The organism is Cytobacillus firmus DS1 (assembly GCF_000565285.1).
Taxonomy (GTDB): domain Bacteria; phylum Bacillota; class Bacilli; order Bacillales; family Cytobacillaceae; genus Cytobacillus; species Cytobacillus firmus_A.
The window spans coordinates 350,421-374,900 of sequence record NZ_APVL01000001.1 but is presented as its reverse complement, the minus strand read 5'-3'; the positions used below and the strand labels follow the sequence as shown (position 1 = coordinate 374,900).

General features: G+C 43.1%; 27 protein-coding genes, 1 pseudogene and 1 riboswitch. Of the genes and pseudogenes, 14 read left to right on the top strand and 14 right to left on the bottom strand.

The window, feature by feature from the left end:
- Positions 1-160 precede the first annotated feature (160 nt).
- The 3 genes from panF to queF form a co-directional block, all read right to left on the bottom strand.
- Positions 161-1,603, bottom strand: coding sequence for a sodium/pantothenate symporter (gene panF, locus PBF_RS01860; protein WP_035326355.1), 1,443 nt, complete (start codon positions 1,601-1,603; stop codon positions 161-163).
- Positions 1,600-1,887 carry a YhdT family protein gene (locus tag PBF_RS01855; RefSeq protein WP_035326352.1) on the bottom strand — a complete coding sequence of 96 codons (288 nt, stop codon included), beginning with the start codon at positions 1,885-1,887 and terminating at the stop codon, positions 1,600-1,602. The genes panF and PBF_RS01855 overlap by 4 nt, the downstream gene beginning before the upstream one ends.
- Before the next feature lie 159 nt (positions 1,888-2,046).
- The gene (gene queF, locus PBF_RS01850; protein ID WP_035326349.1) at positions 2,047-2,544 is read right to left on the bottom strand and encodes a preQ(1) synthase; all 498 of its coding nucleotides are present in this window, start codon (positions 2,542-2,544) and stop codon (positions 2,047-2,049) included.
- Between the two features lie 111 nt (positions 2,545-2,655).
- Positions 2,656-2,701: riboswitch (PreQ1 riboswitch) on the bottom strand.
- 141 nt (positions 2,702-2,842) lie between these two features.
- On the opposite strand from queF, the gene mscL reads away from it, so the two are divergent.
- The 3 genes and pseudogenes from mscL to PBF_RS01835 all read left to right on the top strand — a co-directional run.
- Positions 2,843-3,214, top strand: coding sequence for a large conductance mechanosensitive channel protein MscL (gene mscL, locus PBF_RS01845; protein WP_035326347.1), 372 nt, complete (start codon positions 2,843-2,845; stop codon positions 3,212-3,214).
- A 69-nt stretch (positions 3,215-3,283) separates the two neighbouring features.
- Positions 3,284-3,925, top strand: a complete 642-nt coding sequence (locus tag PBF_RS01840) for a Bax inhibitor-1/YccA family protein (RefSeq protein ID WP_035326345.1) — start codon at positions 3,284-3,286, stop codon at positions 3,923-3,925.
- Between the two features lie 217 nt (positions 3,926-4,142).
- A pseudogene (locus tag PBF_RS01835) lies at positions 4,143-4,580 on the top strand (AhpC/TSA family protein); the annotation flags it as partial.
- An 11-nt stretch (positions 4,581-4,591) separates the two neighbouring features.
- Here the strand turns inward: PBF_RS01835 and PBF_RS01830 are convergent.
- Positions 4,592-5,317 carry a 5-formyltetrahydrofolate cyclo-ligase gene (locus PBF_RS01830; RefSeq protein ID WP_035326341.1) on the bottom strand — a complete coding sequence of 242 codons (726 nt, stop codon included), beginning with the start codon at positions 5,315-5,317 and terminating at the stop codon, positions 4,592-4,594.
- Positions 5,318-5,776: 459 nt separating this feature from the next.
- On the opposite strand from PBF_RS01830, the gene PBF_RS01820 reads away from it, so the two are divergent.
- The 5 genes from PBF_RS01820 to PBF_RS01795 all read left to right on the top strand — a co-directional run bounded on the left by PBF_RS01820 (position 5,777) and on the right by PBF_RS01795 (position 10,015).
- Positions 5,777-6,541 (top strand): gluconate 2-dehydrogenase subunit 3 family protein, encoded by a 765-nt coding sequence (locus PBF_RS01820; RefSeq protein WP_035326335.1) that lies wholly within the window; start codon positions 5,777-5,779, stop codon positions 6,539-6,541.
- A gap of 26 nt (positions 6,542-6,567) precedes the next feature.
- Positions 6,568-8,277 (top strand): GMC family oxidoreductase, encoded by a 1,710-nt coding sequence (locus PBF_RS01815; protein ID WP_035326333.1) that lies wholly within the window; start codon positions 6,568-6,570, stop codon positions 8,275-8,277.
- 365 nt (positions 8,278-8,642) lie between these two features.
- Positions 8,643-8,861, top strand: coding sequence for a twin-arginine translocase TatA/TatE family subunit (gene tatA / locus PBF_RS01805; protein ID WP_035326329.1), 219 nt, complete (start codon positions 8,643-8,645; stop codon positions 8,859-8,861).
- A gap of 17 nt (positions 8,862-8,878) precedes the next feature.
- A complete protein-coding gene (tatC, locus tag PBF_RS01800) occupies positions 8,879-9,607 on the top strand; it encodes a twin-arginine translocase subunit TatC (protein ID WP_035326327.1) in 729 nt (242 codons plus the stop codon).
- Positions 9,608-9,673: 66 nt separating this feature from the next.
- On the top strand, positions 9,674-10,015 hold the full coding sequence (locus PBF_RS01795; protein ID WP_035326325.1) for a DUF3243 domain-containing protein: 342 nt from the start codon (positions 9,674-9,676) through the stop codon (positions 10,013-10,015).
- Between the two features lie 39 nt (positions 10,016-10,054).
- On the opposite strand, the gene PBF_RS01790 is transcribed toward PBF_RS01795, so the two are convergent.
- The 4 genes from PBF_RS01790 to PBF_RS01775 form a co-directional block, all read right to left on the bottom strand.
- Positions 10,055-10,336 carry a hypothetical protein gene (locus PBF_RS01790; protein WP_051488781.1) on the bottom strand — a complete coding sequence of 94 codons (282 nt, stop codon included), beginning with the start codon at positions 10,334-10,336 and terminating at the stop codon, positions 10,055-10,057.
- A 74-nt stretch (positions 10,337-10,410) separates the two neighbouring features.
- Positions 10,411-10,947, bottom strand: a complete 537-nt coding sequence (locus tag PBF_RS01785; protein ID WP_035326321.1) for a GNAT family N-acetyltransferase — start codon at positions 10,945-10,947, stop codon at positions 10,411-10,413.
- 142 nt (positions 10,948-11,089) lie between these two features.
- Positions 11,090-12,448, bottom strand: coding sequence for a TldD/PmbA family protein (locus PBF_RS01780; RefSeq protein ID WP_035326319.1), 1,359 nt, complete (start codon positions 12,446-12,448; stop codon positions 11,090-11,092).
- Position 12,449: 1 nt separating this feature from the next.
- Positions 12,450-13,841, bottom strand: coding sequence for a TldD/PmbA family protein (locus PBF_RS01775; RefSeq protein WP_035326317.1), 1,392 nt, complete (start codon positions 13,839-13,841; stop codon positions 12,450-12,452).
- A gap of 160 nt (positions 13,842-14,001) precedes the next feature.
- On the opposite strand from PBF_RS01775, the gene PBF_RS25735 reads away from it, so the two are divergent.
- Positions 14,002-14,211, top strand: a complete 210-nt coding sequence (locus PBF_RS25735; RefSeq protein WP_152539656.1) for a hypothetical protein — start codon at positions 14,002-14,004, stop codon at positions 14,209-14,211.
- A 1,029-nt stretch (positions 14,212-15,240) separates the two neighbouring features.
- Here PBF_RS25735 and cls read toward each other — a convergent pair.
- From cls to PBF_RS26035, 3 genes are all read right to left on the bottom strand, one after another.
- Positions 15,241-16,752, bottom strand: a complete 1,512-nt coding sequence (cls, locus tag PBF_RS01770; RefSeq protein ID WP_035326315.1) for a cardiolipin synthase — start codon at positions 16,750-16,752, stop codon at positions 15,241-15,243.
- Between the two features lie 161 nt (positions 16,753-16,913).
- Positions 16,914-17,087 (bottom strand): hypothetical protein, encoded by a 174-nt coding sequence (locus PBF_RS26365; RefSeq protein ID WP_200869991.1) that lies wholly within the window; start codon positions 17,085-17,087, stop codon positions 16,914-16,916.
- A gap of 100 nt (positions 17,088-17,187) precedes the next feature.
- Positions 17,188-17,340 (bottom strand): hypothetical protein, encoded by a 153-nt coding sequence (locus PBF_RS26035; protein WP_160169235.1) that lies wholly within the window; start codon positions 17,338-17,340, stop codon positions 17,188-17,190.
- 120 nt (positions 17,341-17,460) lie between these two features.
- Between PBF_RS26035 and PBF_RS01765 the strand changes: the two genes are divergently transcribed.
- Positions 17,461-17,958: a GNAT family N-acetyltransferase gene (locus PBF_RS01765; RefSeq protein ID WP_035326313.1), complete on the top strand. Its 498-nt coding sequence runs from the start codon at positions 17,461-17,463 to the stop codon at positions 17,956-17,958.
- Between the two features lie 70 nt (positions 17,959-18,028).
- Here PBF_RS01765 and ggt read toward each other — a convergent pair whose 3' ends face one another.
- Together ggt and PBF_RS01755 are read right to left on the bottom strand one after the other, a co-directional pair.
- Positions 18,029-19,804 (bottom strand): gamma-glutamyltransferase, encoded by a 1,776-nt coding sequence (gene ggt / locus PBF_RS01760; protein ID WP_035326311.1) that lies wholly within the window; start codon positions 19,802-19,804, stop codon positions 18,029-18,031.
- A gap of 251 nt (positions 19,805-20,055) precedes the next feature.
- Positions 20,056-20,568, bottom strand: coding sequence for an acyl-CoA thioesterase (locus PBF_RS01755; RefSeq protein WP_035326308.1), 513 nt, complete (start codon positions 20,566-20,568; stop codon positions 20,056-20,058).
- A gap of 145 nt (positions 20,569-20,713) precedes the next feature.
- On the opposite strand from PBF_RS01755, the gene PBF_RS01750 reads away from it, so the two are divergent.
- Positions 20,714-21,286, top strand: a complete 573-nt coding sequence (locus PBF_RS01750) for a TetR/AcrR family transcriptional regulator (protein WP_035326299.1) — start codon at positions 20,714-20,716, stop codon at positions 21,284-21,286.
- Positions 21,287-21,359: 73 nt separating this feature from the next.
- Complete coding sequence (locus PBF_RS01745) at positions 21,360-22,310, top strand: SDR family NAD(P)-dependent oxidoreductase (RefSeq protein WP_035326296.1); 951 nt, start codon at positions 21,360-21,362, stop codon at positions 22,308-22,310.
- A gap of 10 nt (positions 22,311-22,320) precedes the next feature.
- Here PBF_RS01745 and PBF_RS01740 read toward each other — a convergent pair whose 3' ends face one another.
- The gene (locus PBF_RS01740; RefSeq protein WP_035326293.1) at positions 22,321-23,259 is read right to left on the bottom strand and encodes a magnesium transporter CorA family protein; all 939 of its coding nucleotides are present in this window, start codon (positions 23,257-23,259) and stop codon (positions 22,321-22,323) included.
- A 202-nt stretch (positions 23,260-23,461) separates the two neighbouring features.
- Here PBF_RS01740 and PBF_RS01735 point away from each other — a divergent pair, with 202 nt between their 5' ends.
- Both PBF_RS01735 and PBF_RS01730 read left to right on the top strand, forming a co-directional pair.
- On the top strand, positions 23,462-23,725 hold the full coding sequence (locus PBF_RS01735; RefSeq protein WP_035326290.1) for a hypothetical protein: 264 nt from the start codon (positions 23,462-23,464) through the stop codon (positions 23,723-23,725).
- A 58-nt stretch (positions 23,726-23,783) separates the two neighbouring features.
- On the top strand, positions 23,784-24,458 hold the full coding sequence (locus tag PBF_RS01730; protein WP_035326287.1) for a TrkA C-terminal domain-containing protein: 675 nt from the start codon (positions 23,784-23,786) through the stop codon (positions 24,456-24,458).
- Positions 24,459-24,480: the final 22 nt, after the last annotated feature.

Here is a 24,480-nt window from a genome sequence, read left to right as displayed (position 1 = left end):
CTCATTTTTTTACAAAAACATGGATTTCCTCCCTCATCCTTTATATATGACTCTTCTCCTGCTTCAATCAAACGTTTGAATAAAGTGCCGAGGGCCCTATCTATATGCATTTTTCAGGTTAATACGAGAGGCCCCGGAAAAACTCTCCGGAGCCTCTTGCTTAAATTTCTGCTGCTGCAGATGCTGATTTTTCGGTAAATAGACTTACAGTTACATAAGATGCCAGTGATAAAGCAATAGGCAATACGACTGTATTCATGCCAAAAGCATTGGGATAAAAAGTATGGAATAAAATATAGGAAGCCGTTCCGGTTATCATGGAGGCCACTGCACCATATTTATTTCCCTTCGCCCAATAAAGGCCCAGCACAACAGGCCATATGAATGCTGCTTCCAGTCCTCCGAAAGAAAAGAGATTCAGCCAGATCAGCAAATCGGGCGGACTGAGCGCCATGATGCATACGAGAGTCCCCAGCAGGGCTGTGACTGCAAAACTCATTTTCTTAATCGTGCTTTCTTCAGCATCAGGTTTAATGTAATTAATATACACATCTTTAACAATCGCCGAGCTGACCAGAAGGAGCAGGGAATCCACGGTTGACATAATGGCAGCCATCGGTGCAGCCAGCACAATTCCTGCAAGCCATGGTGGAAGGACTTCCATGGCAATCATCGGCATAACTTTATCCCCCACCTCAATTCCGGGAAGAATCGGCCGGGCAAACACACCGATTAAATGCATGCCTAGCATGATAAAGCCGACCACTATTGTTCCGATGATAATGGCCCTATGCATGGCTCTGGCATTTTTATAAGACATGGCCCTTACCGCAACCTGAGGAAGACCTACAACCCCAACTCCCACCAAAATCCAGAATGAGGATACATATAGAGGGGTCAATCCGCCATCAAAGCCAAACGGTGTAATCAGATTCGGGTTTTCTGAAGACAGATCACTGATAATATTCGGTATCCCTCCACCTGCCACAATGACAGCAACCAGAAGAATCATGGTGCCCATGAACATAATCCCTCCCTGGACAGCATCCGTTACGGCAACGGCACGGAAGCCTCCGATCACTACGTAAACCATGACAGAAGCAGCAAAAATGAATAAAGCAGATAAATAGCTTAATCCTGTCAGTGACTCAATTAATCTTGCTCCGCCAACCCATTGAGCAGCCATGGCGGAAAACAGGAAAATAATGATGCTGAGGGAGGATAGCCAGACAACCCATTTGCTGTCGTATCTTTCTTTCAGAAAATCGATGAGTGTTACAGCATTATACTTTCTGGCTGTAATCGCAAACTTTTTCCCAAGTACCATGAGGACGAAATAACCAGTAACAACCTGTGACATGGCAAGCAGTACCCATCCAAGCCCCTGTGTGTATGCAACACCAGGACCCCCAATGAAACTGCTGGCACTTCCGTAGGTGGCAATCATCGTCATGGCCAGAATAAAACCGCCCAGCTGCCTTCCTCCAAGAAAATAATCCTGCAGAAACGAACTGCCGGTATCAATCTTTCTGCTGGACCATAAGCCCACCAGAAAAATAATGATTAAAAAGAAGATAAGAGGAGCAATAACCTGCCAGTTCATTCGGATTCTCCCCCTTCCCCGTTTTCTTCGAACGGAACTTCCTTAAACAGAAATTTAACAGCTGCAGATACCAGTATCACCATGACGACAAATCCGGCTGCACAGCTCCAGAAAAACCAGGCAGGCAGTCCCATTATGAATGTATACTCATCGGCAGGTGCTGACCCCAGTCCATAGGCAAATCCATACCACCAAATAAAATTAAAGAGTACGAGACCAATGCCAATCCACGCTTCTTTCTCTGCTACTTTAAAGCGAGGATCTTTTTTTATGCTTTTCTTCATTATGTCCCCCTTCAGAGCTTTTTTATTGTAATGTTTAAAAAAGTACAGAATATTCCCTAAATATAATCCCATTTATGTATATTTTCTGCAACAAAAAAAGCAGATTGCTCTGCCTTTTTTGATATTATTTTAAAATCGCCCTTTAAGCAAGCTATGGTCTTAGCGATTGTCAATTGTCTCCGGGTAAAGGTCATGGTTCATCAAGCGGTAATCTGCCATTTTTTCATATTTCGTCCCGGGCTTTCCGTAGTTGCAATATGGATCGATGGAGATTCCGCCACGTGGTGTAAATTTGCCCCAAACCTCAATATAGCGGGGATCCATTAATTCAATAAGATCATTCATAATGATGTTCATGCAGTCCTCATGGAAATCGCCATGATTTCTGAAGCTGAAAAGATATAGCTTTAATGATTTGCTCTCTACCATCTTTTGATCCGGAATATAGCTGATATAGATGGTCGCAAAATCCGGCTGGCCTGTTTTCGGGCAAAGGCTGGTAAACTCAGGACAATTAAACTTTACAAAATAATCGCGGTTTGGATGCTTATTATCAAAAGCTTCCAGAATCTCAGGAGCATATTCAAAAAGATATTTAGTCCCCTGATTTCCCAATAATGTAATATCCGTTAATTCCTCATCTTTTCTTCCTGACATAAAAATAGCCTCCCTTTATATGATCCCGCTGATCCTAAAGAGAGGTCCAAAAAGTACAGCTTGAAAAAATAAAACCATATCCTCTCTTGGATATGGTTGATTATTATAATCAAAGCCATAGTTTTTTATAGAGGGTGAAGCTATGAACCTCTCCCGATAACACGGGAATGATAGAAATAGAATTGTCATAGTTACTATAGAGAAAAAGCCTGTTCCTGTCAATAGGGGCTTGCTTATCTGGTTTTCATACATTCTTCATAGTATAATAACGGTAATTTTCAAAGAAAGGTGACTTGTTATGTGGAATGAGTTTAAAAAATTCGCCCTAAAGGGAAATGTTCTGGATTTGGCGGTTGGGGTTGTAATCGGAGCTGCCTTCGGAAAGATTGTATCCTCCCTTGTAGATGATATTATTATGCCGCTTGTCGGATTGCTGATGGGCGGAGTTGACTTTACCGATCTGATGGTGAAAGTCGGCGGAGCAGAGGTGAAATATGGTTTATTCATACAGAATGTGGTGGACTTCTTCATCGTGGCTTTCTCCATTTTCGTCTTTATCAGGATTATCAACAATCGTTTCAAAAAGAAAGAAGAAGCAGCACCGGCACCAGCTGTGGATAAAAATGTTGAACTTTTAACTGAAATAAGAGACCTTTTAAAAAATAAATAATTTATGAAACTTAAATAATAGCTCAGTCGTATATACATATACAAATGATTAAAGAGGAGAAATGAAGAAATGTATGTACAGCATACCGCAAATAACAGTTATTTGCCTTCTGTTTTACGGGCGTTTGCCTTATCATTGGGGATTGCATTTACCGGAACGATGGCGGGTGTTTTCATCCCTCCAGCCCTGTTTTTGCCGCTGATGCTTCTTGAGCTCGGAATGCTGCTTTTCGCTTTCCTGCTCCGCCGCAAAAAAGCTATTGGGTATACATTCCTGTATGTCTTTACATTTATTTCAGGGATGACGACCTACCCGATTGTTGCCCACTACCTGGCTGCTATTGGACCTAACCCTGTTTTAACAGCACTTGCGACGACAACGGTTGTGTTCACAGGTTTAGCCGTATATGCTTCGACAACGAAGCGGGACTTATCTTTCCTTGGCGGCATGCTGATGGCGGCATTGCTCGCTCTTATTGCGATCGGAATTTTCAGCCTCATCTGGCCATTAAGCTCTAACGCGATGCTCGCGTTCTCCTTCATCGGAGTGCTTGTGTTCAGCGGATATGTGCTATTCGACTTCAACCGCATGAAGCAGTATGGAGTGTCACCGGAAGAAGTTCCTTTGATGGCTCTTAACCTATATCTTGATTTTATCAACCTGTTCATTAATATCCTGCGCATTTTTGGAATATTGGGGAGCCGGGACTAAACAGGAGTGCGAACTCCTGTTTTTTTGCGTAAGCCGCATCGCTTTATTCTATTAAAAAGATTAGGTATGATCAGAAGTAATTCCGAAAGGCGGGATATTCATGAATTATCGTTTAGAAACGCAGAATCCTGATACTGCTATTACGCTTGAACAGGCCATCAGCAGCCAATACACAATGGCTGTTTTCGTCCGCCATCTCGGCTGACCGGTCTGCCGGCAATATCTTGCGCAGTTGCGCGAGCGCATAAATGAAGTAGAAGCAAGAGGTTTTCAAGTCATTGTCATTGCTCCTTCGAAAGGAACATTTATCAATCAATTCCTTGAGCAATTCGGTCCGTTCCCTTTTCCGATCCTCGGCGACCCTTCCCGGGAAGCTTATAGAGGAATGGGACATAAAACCATGCCAAAGTGGAAGCTTCTTTCAAAAGCAGCATTTGGATTTATTACAGGAAAAGTCAGCGGCTTTATCCCTAAGGATGAAAAACAAAAGGAATTTGTCATGAAGTCCATGAAAACTCAGGATGTCTACATTCAGGGCGGGACATGGCTTTTCTCGCCTCAGGGAAAAATCTTATGGAAGCATATTGATGAATCCCCTGAAAATCACGCAAAGATTGATGATGTTTTAAAGAAAATGGACGAAGTGAAAGCTTGAAAGGCAGTCAATTACTTGGCTGCCTTTCCTTTTGTGATCTCCCATATTTCACGCAAAACCGGCATCTCTTCCATTTCCTTCTCCGTTACAAGATCCCATTGAATCCCGTTAGGTTTTGGATATGGTGTATTGGTTTTGATCAGTTCCTTTTCAGTGGCAATCCAGTCGACAGTCAGATCATACGCATCCCTCGGAATATCTGCCTCTGTCAACTGGGCGCTGTTAACCGTTCCAATCACGGGGATTTCAGGATTCCCCAGTTCTCTGATTATCGCATACTCCCTGTCAGCATAGCCCTCCCCTTTTCCAACCCGCCGGCCATCCCGGTGAAGGCCCACTGATCCGGCAAAAAACAAATCAATTTTCGGCAATTGTGTGAGGGGGACTTCTTTTCCATATGAGTGGATATGCTTAAGGCTCGCTGCTTTCCGCTCTTCCCCGGCAGGTACCCATTCCGGCTTTACCATAATAAATCCTGCTTTCAGCCGCGGAGTCGGAACCAGCAATGTCTTTCCATCCTTCAGAATTTGGGTGCGGACCGGCAGCTGCGGAGAATCAGGATTTACCTTAATTACCTTAGCCTCTTTATACTCAGGCATAGTAAAAACAAATGCAGCCGCTTTTTCAGCTCCTTTGAAATTGGGAATTCTATTCGATAAAGGAAACGGAAAGCGGCCAAGCTTGTTCTCCTCAAGAAAATTCCATATGTACTCACGGATTTCTTTCTTCGTTTTCATCGTGTTTCACTTCCTTTCTTTCATTTTATCTATTAAAGAAAAAAACTCCAATTTTTTAGATAAACAGGTTTTAAGACAAGTTCACGGGGTAAACAAATAATGCAAGGCCAATAACAAAACGGAAGGGACTGGTTGACGATGAAAAGCGTAACAGCGACTTCAAGGTTCGTCATTGGCATTGCAAGAAACCAGGGAGGGTTTGCAGAGCGTTCGAAAGGCACTCTCGTCTATAACCGATATATTTAAAATCGGTACGGCCCTATGCAAATCGTAATCTCCAGGGTGTCCGTCATTCGGACTTAAAAAAGGTGCAGACCAATCGGTTTGCATCTTTTTTAATGTCATAAAAACCCCCATATCTCCTCTCTTCTTTTCACAATCCAAAAAATAATCCCATCGAACTGTTTAGACAAGTATATTTTTCTCCATAATGGCAAATAAAAGGAGGTTTCCATATAAATGTCTGAACATGAACAAAAACAAGAATCAACCATGTCCAGGAGGAGGTTCATCCGCAATTCCGGATTAGTTGCCGGCGGTTTAGTGGGAGGCGGTATTCTTGGCGGCTTAATTGGTGCAAACATGAACAAAGACGGTACAGCAACGGAAGAGAATACCCATACTAACGGACATGATCAGGTTGCCTATCAGCAGTCACCTTTATATTTTACAAACCCCGAGACATTCGGAATTCTGCAGGCTGCCGTTGAGAGAATTTATCCAAAGGATGAAAATGGCCCTGGCGCCAATGATTTGGATGTTCCATTTTTTATTGACCACCAGCTTGCGGGCTCATGGGGCAACAATACAAGGGAATATATGCAGGGTCCGTTTTTTCCGGGGTCGAACTTTCAGGGCTACCAGTCCCCTTTAAAACGGCATGAAGTATTTGATGTCGGACTTGCTGCCCTGCAGACCTACAGCAATGAAAAGTTCAAGAAGCCATTTGCTGAACTGGAGGGCGAACAGCAGGATGAAATTCTTACAGCCTTTGAAGAGGATCAAGTGAAGCTCCGTGGTGTTACTTCCAGGACTTTCTTTAATATTCTCCGGGCAGCCACCATTGAAGGTGTATATGCAGATCCTGCCTATGCCGGAAACAAAAATATGGAAGGCTGGAAAATGAAAGACTTTCCTGGCCATCAAATGAGCTATATCAATCAAATTGAGTCTGAAAAATTCGTGAAAATTAAACCGAACAGTCTCCATTCATATACGAAATAGTACTATCTTTTAAGGAAGTGGTAAACATGGCGAAAACATTGCCAAAAACTGATGCAGTCATTGTAGGAGTCGGATGGGCCGGCGGAATCATTGCAGCTGAACTTGGGAAACAGGGATTAAAAGTTGTTGGCCTGGAGCGTGGAAAAGAGCGCGGCGTCAAGGACTACTATGTAGTCCATGATGAACTGCGCTATGGAATCCGCTATGAATTAATGCAGGATCTTTCTAAAGAAACGATCACATTCCGCAATCACGGGAAGGAACGTGCCCTTCCGATGCGCCAGCTTGGGTCCTTTTTGCTGGGCGAAGGTTTAGGAGGGTCCGGTGTTCACTGGAATGGTCATACTTTCCGCTTTCTGCCTTATGATTTTGAAATCAAGTCACAGACAGTAAAAAAATATGGCGAATCCAAGATCAAAGGTCTTCAAATTCAGGATTGGGGCATTACATACGATGAATTAGAGCCTTATTTCTACGAATTTGAAAAGGCTGCAGGAATTGGCGGAGAAGAAGGTGAACTGGGGCCAAAAAGAGCAGATCCGTTCCCAAATCCTCCAATGAAGGAAACACCTATTACAGCAAGATTTAAAAAGGCCGCGAAATCATTGGGGATGAAACCTTACCAAATGCCATCGGGCAATATGAGCGAGGCTTATGAGAACCAATATGGCGCAAAGATGGCGCCATGCCAGTATTGTGCGTTTTGCGAACGCTTCGGCTGTGAATATGGCGCCAAGGCAGATCCGACTGTAGCCGTCATTCCGTTTGCCAAAGAAACGGGAAATGTGGATATCCGCAATTTTGCGAATGTAACGGAAATTATTCATGACGGGAAAAAAGCAACCGGTGTGCGCTATGTGGATGTCCAGACAAAAGAAGAATTCATTCAGCCGGCTGAAATGGTTATTGTGACCAGCTATGTCATGAATAACACCCGCCTGCTGCTGACATCCAAACTGGGAAGCCCATACAATCCTGATACAGGCACAGGGGTGATCGGGAAGAACTATTGCTATCAGATCCTTCCCGGGTCAGCGGGCTTTTTCGATGAAGAACAATTTAACACTTTCATGGGTGCCGGTGCCCTCGGTGCAACTGTGGATGATTACAATGGAGACAATTTTGACCACTCGGATCTTGACTTTATCCATGGCGGCTCCATATCTATCAACCAATCAGGATACCGTCCGATTCAATATAATATGGTTCCGACTGATACACCGAAATGGGGCAGCAAGTTTAAGGAGAATTCCATCAAGTATTTCACACGGGCTTTAAGCATTGGCACCCAGGGGGCATCCATGCCTGTTCAGCTCAATTATATGGATCTGGATCCTTCTTATAAAGATGCTTACGGGCTTCCGCTGCTTCGTATGACTTACGATTTCACTGAACAGGATAAGAACCTTTATAACTATATTGGAAAAATTACAGACAACATCATGAAGGAAATGGGACCGTCAAAAATTAACGACCGGCAGCAGCTGGAGCATTACGATATCGTCCCTTACCAGACGACACACAATACAGGCGGTGTCATCATGGGGGCAGAGCCTGAAACATCAGCCGTAAATAACTATCTTCAAATGTGGGATGCAGAGAATGTCTTTGTCGTTGGTGCCTCCGCTTTCCCTCACAACGGAGGATATAATCCGACAGGAACCGTTGGGGCGCTCGCCTACCGTGCTGCTGAAGGAATCATCAAATACAGCAAAGAAGGCGGCCTGCTTGCATAAGAAAAGCGTAACCGCCTTGCTCACGAAGGAACGCAGACTAAGAACGCCACGTCCTCCCAAAAGCTGCCGCTTTCGGTCGTGCGATGTATCGCTGCCGTAGCTTTCCTTGTCCTGTGGCAACGTCTGCATGACCCACATCCTCCCAAAAGCTGTCGCTTTTGGTCGTGCGATGTTTATGCTGACGAAGCCTTCCTTGTCCTGTGGGCCTCAAGCACAAGACGAGCCTCCCTGAAAGGCATTCTTTGCCTTTTTGGGAGGATTGGCTTGTGATCTCGAGGGGGTAGGCGCTGGAGCTGGACAGTTCTCGAAGTTCAAGCTAATACTAACTTACCTTTTAAGAAATTTTTCAAGAAGGAGTGAACATCATGGGGCTTTCAAATATCGGAATACCCGGATTGATCATCATCCTGGTTATAACCTTAATTATCTTTGGGCCAAAAAAGCTTCCTGAGATCGGTTCTGCCTTTGGAAGAACCTTATCAGAATTCAAAAGATCAGCCAGAGAAATTATGAGCGATGACGATGAACCTGATCAAAAAACACGTTCAATTGAAACGGCTGACCGGAAGGATAAGCCGCTTTAACAGGAGGGTTTAGTAGCATGAAAACGGACGAACAAACCCTTATAGAGCATTTAACAGACCTGCGAAAAGTGCTGATTCGATCTCTGATTTTCTTTATTGTCAGCTTTGCCCTATGTCTGTTTTTCATCAACCGGCTGATTCCTATGCTGGCAAACGATCATGAGCTGGTTATGCTTGGACCGCTGGATGTCATTAAGCTGTACACAGGAATTGCAGGAAGCATCAGCCTTGGGCTTTCGCTTCCTTTCATTTCCTATCAGATCTGGCTGTTTGTAAAACCTGCTTTAACGGAAAAAGAAAGCAGAGTATCTCTAATGTTTTTCCCGGCCATTCTTTTCAGCTTTATCGGCGGGCTCGGCTTCGGATTTTTTATTATATTCCCTGCCATTTATCAGTTTTTAATGCTGTTGGGTGAATCACATTTTGCGATGATGATCACAGCCAGGGAGTATTTTTCGTTTCTTTTGATGTCGACCATTCCGTTTGGTTTCCTGTTTGAAGTGCCTTTACTGTTATTGTTTCTGACAACAATCGGCATTGTCACCCCGGTTATGCTCAGCTCAATGAGAAAATATGCTTATTTGATCATGGCTGTTGTATCAGCTCTCATTACCCCGCCTGATTTATTTTCACAGATTCTAGTCCTCGTGCCTCTTATCGGGCTATATGAACTTGGCGTTATTTTATCCAAAGTAAAGTTCAGGAAACTGAAAGCTGTTCAGGAAACACCATCCAGTGAAATCTAAAAGAGTTTAATTCTCCTTCTAAAAGGATATTTAATAAGAAAACAATCCTTTGGGAGGTCTATAAAAATGAATGAACAAGAACATGTAATCAAACAAGATGGTGAACTGGATACAAAAAATATTAAGAGCGCAATGGACAAGATGTCCAATGAACGTGCTGAAGATATTTTAAGCAGCTTCGATGAATTTAAGAGCTATCTGGCGGAACGAATTGAGCTTGGCAAGAAGCTGGGATTAAATGAGGAACAGCTTGCCGTAACAGCGGAAAAAGTGGCTGGCTACCTCGCTGAAAATGTGGAGCCAAAAAACCGTGAAGAACAGCTGCTGAAGGAGTTATGGAAGGTCGGGGATGATGAAGAAAGGCATAAGCTCGCACATATGCTTGTACGCCTGACAGAGCAGGCATAATAATGGAGCCGGAATTGTTGTTCGCGACAATTCCGGCTTTTACTTTTTAAGATCTCTATACAAGTTTATAAAATGACTCGGCTCTGACTTTACTTGAAAAGAAAATAAACCCCGATTGGTATGAAGATAAAGGAAACCGATTTCGCAATTTGAATTTCTGTATGACATATCCCAAACTTCATCGATGAGAAACTTTTCTGATGGCGACAGGATATGATCCTCAAATAAGTGAAGAAAAAGTTCCTGTTCAATGTATTGCTGCTGATTCCAGTCGATCTTCCTGCTGACTGTAATAAAAGGATGGGAAGCAATGATCCGCACATGAACCTCCATGATTAAAAAGGATTTGCTTCTATTGAAACATATTGTGGAGTGCGATTCAAACAGCGGCTCCCTTACCCGGTGTATTCCTCACGCAGAATGGCATAATAGGTCAAATCCACCGGCCTCCCATCTCTTATTGCATGCTGCCGCAAAATCCCTTCATGCTTCATCCCTGATTTCTCCATAATTCTCCAGGATCCGGGATTGTCTGTAAAGGCAAGAGCATAAATCCGGTTATGGCTCAGTTCTTCAAATCCGTACTTAATAACTGCCCTGGCAGCCTCTGTACCATACCCTTTGCCCCAGTAAGGCTTGCCGATCCAATAGCCGATTTCCGCCCTTCTATTTGCATTAGTGCCTGTAATATTAATGAGGCCTATTAAGCCAGTATCCTCTTTTCTCGTAATAGCGAAAATCGCAATCTTACCGTTTCTCTCTGCTTCCAGGATGCTTGTAATAAACTCGCTTGCTCCCCCTTCCGGATAGGGGTGGGGAATATTTAAGGTCGTTTTTGCCACATCATAATCACTTGCGTATTCTTCTACCCTGGGTGCATCATCCAGAGTAAGGGTGCGAAGAATCAGGCGGCTGGTTTCGAGGGTTTTCATCTTTTTGCCTCCTATTTTTGTTTATCAGCAAAATTTCTATTTTCCGAAAAGAAAATCCTTTATTTTTCCTGCAGATTTTTATCCTGCTTCTCACATAATGAAGAAAGCACACCACCTGCGAAGTGGTGTGCCATCCCTTTATTTATTCAACCGTCACAGCCAGTTCCCTGATTAATAGAGATGGTGAGCCGATGTAGCCTGTGGCCATGAAGCCCATTGAGAATTCCAGGTCTGAACCGATGGCTTCAATATTTTTTAACAGCTTATAGAAGTTTCCGGCAATTGTCATTTGGTTTACAGCGTTTTGCACTTTTCCGTCTTTGACATAATAGCCGTTAGCCGCAATGGAGAAGTCCCCTGAAACGGTATTGGCACCGGAATGGAGGCCGGATAGTTCAGTTATGATGATGCCCTCTGAGAGTGAGGATACCAGCTCTTCATAGCTTTGATTGGATGGATTGACGTATAGATTTGTTGGAGCTACCGTTAAAGCGCCCTTATAAGAAGCTTTATAGGCATTGCCTGTCGATTCCACACCATCTTTTTGAGCTGTTTTGCGGTTATGCATTAAGGTAACAAGCCTGCCGTCTTTCACAATATCTTTTCTGGCAGTGGCAACCCCTTCACTGTCAAAATTAGAACTGAGCATACCTTCTTCTAAAAATGGATCATCTATGATATTCAATGACGCCACAGCAATGATTTCACCTGTTTTACCCTTTAAAGCCGATTGCCCTTTTTGGGTATTTTCCGCTGAGAAAATCGGGATGTATGTCTGCAGCAGAACGCTGGCAGCGTCATTTCTTAAGAGCACAGGGTAGTTTTTGCTTTCAGCACTCCTGGCATTAAGCTGTGATAACGCTTCTTCTACTGCATGTTTGGCAATTTCCTCCGGATTCAAAATGGAAAAGTCTCTCGTAAACTTGGAATATTCGCCATTTTTCACCTGATCTCCCTGCTTTACGATGACTGATACATAAATGCCGGCATGATTGCACTTTTCGCTGAGGCTCAACCCTTTGCTGTTGAGAAGAACTCTCTCCATTTCACCGCTGCGCACCATGAAATAATCTGTCCCGGTTACCCGCTCATCATAGGCATAGATGTGCTTTTCTATTTCCTTAAGCAAATTTATTTTTTCAGCAATCGTAACATCCGCAAGACTGCTTGAATAGTAGCTTCCAGACTCATACTTTTCGCTGCCGGCAAAGATTTCTTCCTGTACTTCATCCTCAACAAATTGAGAGTTTTCCTTCGCATTCTCGATCAGAAAAGACAGGGATTCCTCATCCAGCTTCTCCGTAAAAGCATAGCCCATCCTGCCTTCGTAAAGGCCTCGGAAGGAGGTTCCGAACACTTCGGAAGTGTCGTAGGAATCAATTTCACCTTTGAAAAGCTCGCAGGCGAACTTTTCCTCTCTCTCATAATAAAGCTCCATATCTGTAAAACCATGCTGCCCGCCAAGCTGAAATAGCTTTTCCTTAAATTCCTGCAGGTTCATATTATTCGCCCCCCTTTGTTCCGCCAACAGTCATTTCGCTTACGCGGATCATCGGCTGGCCAACATTGACAGGGATGCTTCCGCTCTGTGACCCGCACATGCCAGCACCATGGTCCAGGTTATTTCCCACCATATCTACCAGCTGGAGCGTTTTCGGACCATTCCCTATTAAAGTAGCACCTTTTAACGGTTTGCCGATTTTTCCGTCTTTTACGAGATACGCCTCCATGACAGCAAAGTTGTAATCGCCCGTTGTAGTATTGACCTGGCCGCCGCCCATGTATTTGGTATATATTCCGTACTCAGTATTTGAAACGATTTCTTCCGGAGTGGATTTGCCGTTTGCAATATACGTATTGGTCATCCTCGAAGTCGGTGCAAAGCGGTAGGACTGCCGTCTTCCCGATCCCGTCGATTCCATGCCCATCCTGCGTCCGCCGAATTTATCAATCAAGTAACCTTTTAAAATCCCATTTTCAATCAGCACATTTTTACGGGCTTTTTCGCCTTCATCATCGATCGTAATTGATCCCCACTCATTGGCAAGCGTGCCGTCATCAATGTATGTAACAACATCCGAGGCCACTTTTTCGCCGATCCGGTTTGCAAAAACAGAGTTTTCCTTCGCTACAGATGTAGCTTCAAGGCCATGTCCGCATGCTTCGTGGAAAATAACACCGCCAAATTCATTATCGATGATGACAGGGAACTTTCCGCTTGGACAAGGGTCTGCCCCAAGCATCGTAACGGCGATGCGGGATGCTTCATTGGCATAATGCTCAAGATTCAGATTTTCCATGAACTCAAAGCCTTTATGGGCACCAGGTCCATAGAATCCAGGCTGCATTTGGTTTCCTTCTGCCGCAATCGACTGAATGGCAAGGCGGCTTCGTACCCGTCGGTCTTCAACGAACTTGCCCTCCGAATTGGCAATCAGCACATTCTGTTCTTCATCCAAATACCTGACCGTAACCTGCTGGATGCTGCTGTGATAGTTTTTCGCAATTTCGTATGCCTTTTTCATTACATCTGCTTTGCGGAGCTTCTCTACTTCGCGCGGATTCAGAGATATAGGATGTGCCACCGGAATAATTTCCTTTTGCAGCTGTGCAGGCTGAATGATTTTCTCTCCTCTGATTGCCTGGGCAGCATTGCCCGCAGCTTTCAGCAAACCTTCCTTTGATCCATCCGTTGTGTAAGCATACACACTCTGCAGCCCCTTAAACACGCGAATGCCGATCCCGTAATCCCGGCCAGATAAGCTGCTCTCGATTTTCCCGCCCTGAAGAGCAAGGCTATTGGTGAAACGATCCTCAACAAATACTTCGGCAAAATCCCCGCCAGTGGCCAGGGCTGCCGTAATAACATCATGAATGACTGATTGTGAAAGCATAGTGACCCTCCTTCTATCTAACTTTTCAAACTATTCTAATCATACCGTACTGATCTTTATTTTAGTATGGTTTTTTCCTTTTTTGACCAATAAAGAGGATGATTATGCCTCGGTCTGGAGACGTAAATGGGTGGGGTGCTTTTTGTGGGGGTGGGCCTATTTGCAGGTTTGGTTGGTCTATTTTCAGGTTTGGTCATCTATTTGTAATTTCGGCTGGTCTATTTGCAGGCTTGATCATCTATTTGCAAGTTCGGTTGGTCTATTTGCAGGTTCTCTCATCTATTTGCAGGTTCGGGGCATCTATTTTACATTTACCTATCTATTTGCAAGTTTGACTGGTCTAGTTGCAGGCTTGCTCATCTATTTGTAATTTCGGCTGGTCTATTTGTATGTTCTCCCATCTGTTTGCAGGTTCGGTGCATCTATTTTACATTTGCCCATCTATTTGCAGGTTTGGTTGATCTATTTGCAGGTTTGGTCATCTATTTGTAATTTCGGCTGGTCTATTTGCAAATTTGCTCATCTATCTGCAAGTTCCAGGGCTCTATTTGCTTTTTACCTATCTATTTGCAAGTTGGGCTGTTCTATTTGCAGGCTTGCTTATCTATTTGTAATTTCGGTTGGTCTATTTGCAGGTTCTCCCATCTGTTTGCAGGTTCGGAACATCTATTTTACATTTACCTATCTATTTGCAAGTTGGGCTGTTCTATTTGCAGGCTTGCTTATCTATTTGTAATTTCGGTGGGTCTATTTGCAGGTTCTCCCATCTGTTTGCAGGTTCGGAGCATCTATTTTACATTTGCCCATCTATTTGCAGGTTTGGTTGATCTATTTGCAGGCTTGCTCATCTATTTGCAAGTTCGGTTGGTCTATTTGCAGGTTCCAGGGCTCTATTTGCTTTTTACCTATCTATTTGCAAGTTTGACTGGTCTATTTGCAGGCTTGATCATCTATTTGCAAGTTCGCTCATCTATTTGCAAGTTCTCCCATCTGTTTGCAGGTTCGGAACACCTATTTTACATTTGCCTATCTATTTGCAGGTTTGGCTGGTCTATTTGCAGGATTGCTCATCTATTTGCAAGTTCCAGGGCTCTATTTGCTTTTTACCTATCTATTTGCAAGTTTGACTGGTCTATTTGCAGGCTTGATCATCTATTTGCAAGTTCGCTCATCTATTTGCAAGTTCCAGGGCTCTATTTGCTTTTTACCTATCTATTTGCAAGTTTGACTGGTCTATTTGCAGGCTTGATCATCTATTTGCAAGTTCGCTCATCTATTTGTACTTTCGGCTGGTCTATTTGCAAGTTAGATTGGTCTATTTGCAAGTCCCCTCATCTATCTGCAGATTAAAAAAGCAGCACTCCTCCACACAAAAAAAGCGCCACACCAATGGCACTTTTTACAACACCCCGGAAAACAGCCGGGCAAAGGATTCCTTCGATCTTTCAGCCAATCCGCGTTTATAATATTGGACGGGACTTAATTTCACACTTTCCTCCAGATCCTCTTCATAATGGGCGACAAGGTCGCGAATGGAGCTTGTGCCGTACAAAAAGACATTTACTTCAAAGTTCAAGTGAAAGCTGCGCATATCCATGTTCGCCGTTCCAATGGAAGCGAGGATTCCGTCCACGATAATAATCTTCTGATGCAGAAAGCCTTTTTTATAAGAATAAATTTCGACGCCATATCGCAGAAGCTCCGCAAAGTAGGACCGGCTTGCGTATTGCGTCAGGAAACTGTCATTGATCTCAGGAACTAATATGCGCACTTCCACTCCTTTAGCCGCCGCCACCCTCAATGCCGTACGAATCGATTCATCGGGAACAAAATAAGGTGTGGCAATCCAAATGGATCTGGTCGCGCAGGATATCATTGAATAATAAAGATCACTCATAATTCCCTGCTGTGTGTCCGGACCGCTGGCCACCACCTGCACCGCACCATCAAGCACATCATCATCAATTGGATACTTTACATCCCGGTATTCCTCCAGCACATCTTCCTTGCTGACATATTCCCAGTCCAAGAGAAAAACCGTATGCAATGTATACACAGCCTCCCCCTTGAGGAGCATATGAGTATCACGCCAGAAGCCGATTTTTTCATTTTCGCCAAGGTATTCAACTCCCACATTCAATCCGCCCACAAAGCCGACTTTCCCATCGATAACAACAATTTTGCGATGATTTCTAAAGTTGAATTTCTGATTGAAAAAACCGTACTTCAGCGGAGAAAATGGCTTTACCTTAATGCCAGCATTCTCCATGGACTGCAGATCCTCCAGTGTAATCCCCATGCTGCCTGCCGCATCAAAAATAAACAAAACTTCCACACCCTGTCTGGCTTTGTCGATCAGGATATTGATGATTTCTTTGCCAAGCCTGTCAGACCGGAAAATATAATATTCCATATGGATAAACTCTTCTGCTTCACGCAGCTTTTTCTTTATTTCATTGAATGTCTCCTCGCCATTTTTGAGGATCTTGGCCCGTGAATTCGTGCTCAGCGGGGTCAATGCCACATTATTGGCGAATTTTGCAAAGCAGTGCTGGCTGTCCTGCAGAAATGATATATCAGGCGTGTCTTCCCTTTTCATCAGCTTTTTCCATTCATCCCTGTCCCGGCTTCTTTTACTTTTAAATAAATAGCCTTTCAAATACAGCTGTCCGGAAAACAAATAAAACAGATAGCCCGCTACAGGAAAAAATACCAGCACATACATCCACAGCAATGTCTGATTAGGGCTGCGATTCTCGAGCATTAAGGAAATAGCGCTAATAAAAATAACAGCTGCATAAAGCAGGGCTGCACCGATTTTAATGGGTGGGGCGGCATCAGTGAAAAATATGGTATACACAGATGCAATCAGGATAAATACAAATAAAGATTCCACTCTTCTTTTTTTCATAGTGGCCACTTCTCCTAAAAAGGTTACAATATGTGTGGTTTCCTTATACCCTTTTTGATGCCCTATAGAAACCAGGCAACATTAGTTTTTCCCACTTTCAGGATAAGAAAGCACGATCCGGAAAAAAAGAAGAGCTTTGCTGATATCGCAAAACTCCATGGCTATTGTCCCCCTCCGGTATAATGATTATCACCCATCGTATAATTCGAGCTCTCCCCCGGTTTTTCATTTGGACTGATACCTTTTTGCATTGTATTGTTTATCTTCTTCCTTCTGCGGTCAATACAATATGCGAAAACCAGTGTCGCAATAATTAAACCAAACAGCACTCCCATTCAGCTTCCCCCTTTTTATATGTATATTCAATAGGTGTGAACCATTGCTTACAATTAGCCTTTAAAAAAGAGAGCTATTCTTCATAGCTCCCTCTCGAAATTACTTCCTCATATTCTCCTGGTCCTTCAAGCGGTTTTGCTGATCCGGCTTATGCTCCTGATCTTTTAATGACTGTTCTTGCTGCTGCCGGGAATCCTGCCCTTTTATAATCTCTTTTAAGTCCTTGCTGTTATCCTGAGTCATAATGATCATCCCTCCTGTACTTTTCTATCCTGTTCCCTTATCAAAGCATATAAAAACAATTTTTGTTAAAGGATTTTGTCCGAGTGAAGAGAATCTAAGGGTTAGGAAAAAAATAAAGGAGTGACCCTGATGGAAATTAGGCTTCTGCGCCCGGATGATGCTGAAATATACAAAGAGTTAAGAATAGAAGGATTGAAAAAGAACCCGGAAGCATTTGGTTCAAGCTATGAGGAGGAAGCGGGGAGGCCCCCTGAAGTGTATGGGGAAAGATTTAGGGGGGATAACTCCTTTCACTATGGCGCATTTGAAAACGGGGAGCTTATAGGTGTTGTCAGTTTAGTAAGAGATACCGGGTTAAAAATGAAGCACCGATCCAATATTTATGCGATGTACGTGACAGAATCCGCCCGAATGAATGGTGTCGGCAAGAGCCTTGTCAGCAAGGCTGTGGAAACGGCCCGCTCATGGGAAGGTGTTGAACAGATCCACCTGGCTGTTATGTCTGAAAATACTCCTGCTAAAAAGCTTTATGCTTCTTTCGGCTTTGAGGTTTACGGCAAGGAAAGGCATGCTCTGAAGATTGATGGCAAGTACTATGATGAGGACCTGATGGCATTGTATTTATAATATAATAAGGCAGCTTCCAGGCAGGATAAAAGAATAGCACCTTATTGGCAAGGTGCTATTCTCATAAACTTTATTTTCTCTTCCCTTTCAAATCAACGCCAATGGCAGCTCCATTGCGGCTTGAATCTGCTACACCTTTGAAAATTCCTTTATCACGGTCGATCAAAATACTTTGAACGTTTCCAATCGTGGTCGGACTTGGCCCAAAGGTATGGCCCATACCATTCAGCCTGTTAATAACATCCGATGGAATGCCCTCTTCATAACGGTAGGAGTTCAGGTTATTTGTATAGATCCGCGGTTCCTCAACTGCTGCTTTTAGCTCCATATCATATTCAATGGCATAAAGGATCGTCTGCAGTACTGATGTAATAATCGTTGGGCCGCCTGGAGAACCGACTGTCAGAACAGGCTCTCCATCTTCAAAGACAATCGTCGGTGTCATAGAACTTAAAGGCCGCTTGTTCGGCTGGACTTCATTTGCCCCGCCTGGCACAGCATCAAAATCTGTCAGCTCATTATTCAGCATAAGACCGTAGCCTGGAACCATGATTCCTGTTCCGAATACCTGTTCAATCGTTGTCGTATAAGATACAACATTTCCCCATCTGTCCGTTACGGAAAAATGAGTAGTCTCGCCGTATTGGCGGTCATTCGGTTGTTCAGCCCTTTCATAATTGGCTTCACCCTCTTCATATTTCCATGGATCGCCTGCTCCAGGGTTTTTGTTGACTTTATCCAGGCTGATGAGTTCCTGGCGCTCCTTAATGTAATCCTGGTGAAGGAGCCCATCGACCGGGACATTTACAAACTCCGGATCCCCTGCATAGACGGCGCGGTCTGCATAGGCAAGATGCATTGTCTCAGCAAGCAGGTGATATTTTTCCCAGGATTTTAAATCATATTGTGATAGATTAAAATCATCTAAAATCTTCAGCATCTGCAGCAAGAACACTCCTCCAGAGCTTGGAGGCGGCATGCTCGCAATTTCATATCCCTGGTAATCTCCCCAAATAGGCTCATCGATGGTTACATCATACTTTGCCAGATCTTCCGGTGTCATTGATCCTCCAAAATCCTGCACCACACCTGCAAGAGCGTCTGCTATTTTCCCGTTATAAAACGCGTCTGTTCCGCCAGAACGAATCATTTTAAGCGTTTTGGCAAGATCCTTCTGTACTAAACGATCCCCTTCTTCAAGAGGTTCACCCTTAGGCAAAAACACTTTGCCGGCAGCCGTTCTGTCAAGCTTGTCCTGATTATCGGCGATCGCATCGGCTAATACAGAATCAATCGGAAAACCTTTATCTGCCAGCTTAATTGCAGGACCGATCAGCTGCTGCATAGGGCGTGTTCCCCATTTTTCAAGAGCTGTTTCCAGCCCTTTCAATGTGCCCGGCACACCGACAGCTGTACCGCCAGTTGAACGCTCCGCAAATGGAATGGGCTTTCCGTTTTCATCCAGAAACATATCTGATGAGGCACCGGCTGGGGCACGTTCACGGCTGTTAATGATGGTGGTTTCTTTCGTTTTGCCATCATAGACCATCATAAAACCCCCGCCGCCAATTCCGGACATCATCGGTTCCACAACATTGAGGGCAAGTTGAACAGCGACAGCCGCATCGATTGCATTACCGCCCTTTTTCAAAACATCTGCCCCAATTTTTGACGCAAGCGGATGGGCTGAAGCCACCATTCCGTCCCTGCCTGCATCAACCTGGCTATATCCTTCATAGCCATCATCAGGCTTTTGCTTTTTCGCCTGCCCGGTCAACGGCATGGTTCCGGCTACCAGTAAAATACTTAAAAGCATAAGAATACTAGCTTTCAAAACTCTTCTCATGATTTTCCTCCTTCAGTTAGGTTCTACACGTCTAACTTAAGAGGAAGGAAAAGGATAATCAAGAAATAAGAGCTAATATTCTGAAATTTAAATCTATTTTACTAGACAGTGATGTGTAAAAAGGTTCAATTATTCTTGCAGATGGGAAAAAATGAGGAGGCAGTTTTTAACAGGGAAGAAACTGTGTCAGGCGCTCTCCCCTCATCAAAAAACGGCTCCTCATTCCGGATGTTCTGTTATTGGTCTATTATTTACCAGGGCAGACCTGCACCGTATGTCTTTGCCCTGGCTTCACTGTCCTTTCTCCGTCTTTTGCGAATTTCCGCACGTTCTTTAGCTGTTTCATATAAGCTCTTTTCTTCATCTGTCTCAGGCACAACAGCCGGCACCGGAGTCGGCTTTCCATTCTCGTCAACCGCAACCATTGTCAAAAAGGACATGGCACACACATTTCGATCGCCTGTCAGCAGGTCTTCTGCAATTACTTTTACAAATATCTCCATAGATGTCCGGCCTGTATAGGTCACAAACGCCTCCAGACACACTGAATTACCTTCATAAACCGGATGAAGAAAATCAACAGAGTCTGTAGATGCGGTTACAACATTTCTTCTTCCATGCCTCATCGCCGCGATGGCTGCCACATCATCAATATAAGCCATCAGCTTGCCGCCGAATAGTGTGCCATATGTATTCGTGTCGGGCGGAAGCACGATGCTGGTTTTTACCGTAAAAGATTCTCTGCATGTTTTTGTTTCATTCATGTTGTTCCCTCCTGTTTTAGTAAATCATATCAAAAGCTGATGGCTAATAAAAATAATTTAGACAGATTGCAAAAAAGCATTGCCAAAAATATCCTCTTCGTCATATAATTTTATTGACCAGTGTTCAATAATGAAAGGTGATTCCATGAGTCCAAGAAAATCAGCCCATGACGAACTAACAAAAGAAGCAATCATCTCTGTTGCACGTGACCTGTTTGTAAAGGAAGGATATTCAGCAGCATCCATGAGAAAAATTGCGGACACCCTTCAATGCAGCCATGGTGCCATCTATTATCATTTCAAAAATAAGGCACAATTATTTTACGAAATGGTTGAAGCCGATTTCCAAAAGCTCGATCAAGTCCTCGACAGTGTGCTGGAAGAATCTGCAGATACCAATGAACAGAAGCTTTTCAGCATTTTTTACCGTTATATTCAATTTGGCCTGACCCATCAAAAACATTATGAGCTGATGTTTTTAATTCGTGATGATGATGTGAAAAGCTATTTGAATGAAGGACCAAATAAAAGCTACATGCATTTTGCGCAAGCGATTAATTCACTTGCACCAAGATCTCTTTCCATAAAGGATATTTGGTCTGTATTTCTAAGTCTGCACGGCTTTGTCACACATTATTGCAGATCGGAAACAACATTTGAAGAAGTGAAGGAACTCGCCTCTTCACATGCCCAATTTTTAATAAAAGCCATTATTTAAAGAAATGACATCGCATTTCTTTAATTTTTACCTTTAATTGAACAGTGGTCAATTAAATAAAAAAGGATGATGAATGATGAAAACAGCTGCAGTTTTAGGAGCAACAGGCGGAATGGGCTATGCTTTGACAGAGGCATTATGCCGCAGAAATATTAAAACTATTGCTTTTGCAAGGTCTGAAGAAAACCTGATTAACTTAAAAAAAGACTGGGGACCAAATGCGGTTATCCATTCAGGCGATGCTCTGAATCCAGATGATGTTGAAAAGGCAGTGACAGAAGCTGATGCAGTTTTTCATGCCATCAATATCCCTTACCCGGACTGGGATCCCGCACTCTCAATTATCTTAAATAATATCCTGCAGGCATGCCGCAAACATTATAAGCCTTTAATATATGCGGATAATATATATTCCTATGGCCTACAATTCAGCCCAGCTAACGAAGTTTCTCCCAAGAATCCGCACACAAAAAAAGGCAAGCTGCGCCAAACCTTGATTGAAATGATAAAAAACTCAGGTGTGCCATATATCATTGCCCACTTCCCTGACTTTTACGGCCCCCATACAGGAAACACACTCTTACACTATTCACTGAGCCAGATTATTGAAAAAAATAAGGGCATGTTTGTCGGCAAAACCGATATTCCGAGAGAATTCATTTATATTAAAGATGGAGCAGAAGCGTTAGCAGAACTTGCATTGAATGAAAACTCATATGGGGAAGTCTGGAATATTCCTGGAGCAGGAACCATTACCGGGGAAGAAATAGCCAGTATTGCTTCCCAGCATCTTAGCAAAGGCGTAACCTTCAGACCTGTCCATAAATGGATGATTCGTGCCATCGGTGTTTTTGATCCCATGATGAGGGAATATACAGAATTGATGTATCTGAATCAGACTCCAGTGATTTTGGACGGCAGTAAATATGAAGCGAGAATCGGCATTCTCCCTAAAACACCATACGAGACCGGGATTAAAGTGACACTGGATCATTTACTAAACAAAAGGAATGCCGCATTTTAACGGCATTCCTTTATTTAAAGAATGAGTTTTTCTTTTTTCCCCTCAAGATATCACCCATCCAGCCTTTTTTCACCAGCATGATATAGAGGGCCGCGGTAGTAGCAATGATAATAATTATTGAGAACAAATAGCCGTACTTCCATTCCAGTTCGGGCATGACTTTGAAGTTCATTCCCCAGAGCGCTCCCCAGGTTGCGATTGGAGTCATGAGGGTGGTTATGACCGTGAGCGTCTTCACGATCTCATTTCCCCGGTGCATGGATACCATTTCTTCAAAATTCACAAGGTCATCAATTTCCTGCTGAAACTCACGCACCAGCGTATAGCCTCTTTCAATTCGTTTGCAGGTTCGTTTAAATTCAGTTCCTTCTGTAACGCCTTCACCAAAGGTTTCTTCTACACCCAGCCTGATTTCCTTAACAGGAATCATAATATTCTTCCATACGAGAATCTGGTGACGGAGATCATAGATTTCTTCCAGGCGATTAATATTATTTTTATCTTTTATTTTCCATAACAGGTCATTTAACCGTACTTCAAACTTATCAATCTTCTTAATATTATCACTTAGGATCTCGCCTAAAATCACAAAAAATCCATCAATGGCATTATCGGTATAATCCATTTTTTTCAAAAGCAGTGATTGATCAGACTGAATGACAGTCGAATCAAAGTCAACGGTGAGGAGAAAATCCCTTGTCAGAAAATAGTGGAACAAACTATTTTCATGCTGCTCTTTCGTTGTCTGCTGATATATGAGAGAGCCGCTGAGAAATTCCTTATTGCGGAGGGATGTATCTATCTCCATTACATTTGTTTTGTTCTCGGAAGTGTTTTTGGCCCATGCCTGCAGAGCTTCTTTATATTCGCCAGCATCATTAAAGTCAATTTCATCTAAATGATCGTAACGGTGCCAAGTCCAATTGTCTTCGTTATATTCCCTTTCCATCCCCATCTTCCTCCTATAATTCTATCCATTCTATCCATAAGTACATAATTCCCCTGTCAGGACCTGAATAAAACCATTCATAATGAGTAATTATTTCTAGTGCTGGAAACAATGTTATTAAGACTAAATGTTTGCACTTCTTTATGCCGGGTAAATATACACCAAGAAATACAAATCCAATTATTGAAGGAGGAGCATAATCATGAATTCTCGTCCGTTAAACCCCTATCTGTTAGCCGGTGTTGGTATAACAAGTATTTTATTATTAGCAAGCAAAAACAATCGAAATAAAGTTCAGTCGTTTGCAGTTAAAATGAAAGGCATGCTGCCTGACCGCTTTTTAAACGATACAGTGCCAACAGAAAAGCTTGGCCACCCGGACCCGCATAATATTGAAGATAATAAAATGGTAGATGAAGGTGCTATGTACTCAGTAAATTACTATAACGAAACCGTACAGCAATGACCTAAGGAATGGCTTCCTTAGGTTTTTTACATAATTCTAAATTTTTGGAGGAAGCAAGATGGGTGTTCTTTTCATCCTGATTTATTTGGGAATCGTTTTGGCTGTTATCGAAATTCATACCCTTATCTTCACATATACAGGGCTTGATAAGCATATTGCGAGATTTCAGGTGATCAGCATGCTTACAGGCACCGGCTTTACAACCGGGGAATCGGAACTGATCATCGACCATCCGATCCGCCGACGGTTCGGAGCCTTTTTAATTTTATTTGGCGCTTTTTCACTGGCAGTAATCATTTCGGCAATCAGCAGCATTCTGTCGGATGAATTTTTCACTGCCAAGATCTCAATCGTGGCAGCAGCCCTAATCCTGGTTATAATTATTTTAAAGATGCCTAAAATGCGGGATTATCTGTCGGAAAAGCTTAAGCATGAGCTCGAAGAACATTACGATTTTCGCGACCTCCCGATTAGGGAAGTACTGCTGACAGATGATACTGATCATGTATTGGACTATACAATCAGTGAAACATGTGATTTTATTGATAAAGAATTAAGGGAATTGATTGAAGAAGACGAAGATATCAATGTGCTATACATTCAAAGAGGTGAAATAAAAATTAGAAAAGACCGGCTTGTTACGGAACTACAAGAAGGCGATCATATTATCCTGTACGGAGATGAACAAACAATTGAGAGCAAATTCGGGGAAAAAAATGAGGAAAAAGAATAAAGCATCTCCCGTCATGGGCAGA

Coding starts and splice junctions, on each gene's coding strand:
- PBF_RS01780 (WP_035326319.1), bottom strand. CDS start 12,448: ATGAACCTGCAGGAATTTAAGGAAAAGCTATTTCAGCTTGGCGGGCAG.
- PBF_RS01750 (WP_035326299.1), top strand. CDS start 20,714: ATGAGTCCAAGAAAATCAGCCCATGACGAACTAACAAAAGAAGCAATC.
- tatC (WP_035326327.1), top strand. CDS start 8,879: ATGAAAACGGACGAACAAACCCTTATAGAGCATTTAACAGACCTGCGA.
- PBF_RS01740 (WP_035326293.1), bottom strand. CDS start 23,259: ATGGAAAGGGAATATAACGAAGACAATTGGACTTGGCACCGTTACGAT.
- PBF_RS01830 (WP_035326341.1), bottom strand. CDS start 5,317: ATGAAAACGAAGAAAGAAATCCGTGAGTACATATGGAATTTTCTTGAG.
- PBF_RS01795 (WP_035326325.1), top strand. CDS start 9,674: ATGAATGAACAAGAACATGTAATCAAACAAGATGGTGAACTGGATACA.
- PBF_RS01855 (WP_035326352.1), bottom strand. CDS start 1,887: ATGAAGAAAAGCATAAAAAAAGATCCTCGCTTTAAAGTAGCAGAGAAA.
- PBF_RS26035 (WP_160169235.1), bottom strand. CDS start 17,340: ATGATCATTATGACTCAGGATAACAGCAAGGACTTAAAAGAGATTATA.
- PBF_RS01785 (WP_035326321.1), bottom strand. CDS start 10,947: ATGAAAACCCTCGAAACCAGCCGCCTGATTCTTCGCACCCTTACTCTG.
- tatA (WP_035326329.1), top strand. CDS start 8,643: ATGGGGCTTTCAAATATCGGAATACCCGGATTGATCATCATCCTGGTT.
- cls (WP_035326315.1), bottom strand. CDS start 16,752: ATGAAAAAAAGAAGAGTGGAATCTTTATTTGTATTTATCCTGATTGCA.
- PBF_RS01815 (WP_035326333.1), top strand. CDS start 6,568: ATGGCGAAAACATTGCCAAAAACTGATGCAGTCATTGTAGGAGTCGGA.
- PBF_RS01730 (WP_035326287.1), top strand. CDS start 23,784: ATGGGTGTTCTTTTCATCCTGATTTATTTGGGAATCGTTTTGGCTGTT.
- ggt (WP_035326311.1), bottom strand. CDS start 19,804: ATGAGAAGAGTTTTGAAAGCTAGTATTCTTATGCTTTTAAGTATTTTA.
- PBF_RS01820 (WP_035326335.1), top strand. CDS start 5,777: ATGTCTGAACATGAACAAAAACAAGAATCAACCATGTCCAGGAGGAGG.
- queF (WP_035326349.1), bottom strand. CDS start 2,544: ATGTCAGGAAGAAAAGATGAGGAATTAACGGATATTACATTATTGGGA.
- PBF_RS01765 (WP_035326313.1), top strand. CDS start 17,461: ATGGAAATTAGGCTTCTGCGCCCGGATGATGCTGAAATATACAAAGAG.
- panF (WP_035326355.1), bottom strand. CDS start 1,603: ATGAACTGGCAGGTTATTGCTCCTCTTATCTTCTTTTTAATCATTATT.
- PBF_RS01775 (WP_035326317.1), bottom strand. CDS start 13,841: ATGCTTTCACAATCAGTCATTCATGATGTTATTACGGCAGCCCTGGCC.
- PBF_RS01745 (WP_035326296.1), top strand. CDS start 21,360: ATGATGAAAACAGCTGCAGTTTTAGGAGCAACAGGCGGAATGGGCTAT.
- PBF_RS01840 (WP_035326345.1), top strand. CDS start 3,284: ATGTATGTACAGCATACCGCAAATAACAGTTATTTGCCTTCTGTTTTA.
- PBF_RS26365 (WP_200869991.1), bottom strand. CDS start 17,087: ATGGGAGTGCTGTTTGGTTTAATTATTGCGACACTGGTTTTCGCATAT.
- PBF_RS01755 (WP_035326308.1), bottom strand. CDS start 20,568: ATGAATGAAACAAAAACATGCAGAGAATCTTTTACGGTAAAAACCAGC.
- mscL (WP_035326347.1), top strand. CDS start 2,843: ATGTGGAATGAGTTTAAAAAATTCGCCCTAAAGGGAAATGTTCTGGAT.
- PBF_RS01735 (WP_035326290.1), top strand. CDS start 23,462: ATGAATTCTCGTCCGTTAAACCCCTATCTGTTAGCCGGTGTTGGTATA.